This window comes from Bradyrhizobium sp. TM233 (genome assembly GCF_036247965.1).
GTDB lineage: Bacteria > Pseudomonadota > Alphaproteobacteria > Rhizobiales > Xanthobacteraceae > Bradyrhizobium > Bradyrhizobium ottawaense.
The window spans coordinates 1-450 of the sequence record NZ_BTIG01000158.1 but is presented as its reverse complement, the minus strand read 5'-3'; the positions used below and the strand labels follow the sequence as shown (position 1 = coordinate 450).

Here is a 450-nt window from a genome sequence, read left to right as displayed (position 1 = left end):
TTCCATCACTTTGACATGTAAAAAAAAAAAATTGTGAAATTTCATTTCTTACAACATTTTCAAATCGATCATTTTTTATATATCGCAATGGACGATTCAATCGATTATAATCGAAAAGAATAGTTACAAGAGGTTTTTGAAATCCGAAGATATCATTCTCTTCTTTAATTTTGTCCAAATTATTATTTTTTTTAGAAAAAAGATAAGGAGAAAGCTTTTCTTAGGCAGTTATCTTTGGTTCTTGTTTACTTCCCGCTCTTTGTGAATTTATTTCGATATCGATTTCCCCTTCCCTTTTTTCAATCTCACCCCTTTCTTTAATTTCTGACATTTTAGGAGTAAAAAAATAAATGGGCGGTATTCTTCCTAAATAATATAAACAGGTAATAAAAAAAAAAATAAGAAAAATTTGAAACATAGACTTTCTAAATTTTGCCAGAACCCCCTTAT

The 450-nt window shown here is 27.8% G+C and carries 2 protein-coding genes; both read right to left on the bottom strand.

Annotated elements, in window-relative coordinates:
- Positions 1–178, bottom strand: a 178-nt coding sequence (locus tag AABA86_RS34675; RefSeq protein WP_445083505.1) for a hypothetical protein, incomplete at its 3' end; no start/stop codon positions are given.
- A 42-nt stretch (positions 179–220) separates the two neighbouring features.
- Positions 221–450 (bottom strand): hypothetical protein (locus tag AABA86_RS34135; protein ID WP_338309868.1); only part of this gene is annotated, 230 nt, incomplete at its 5' end.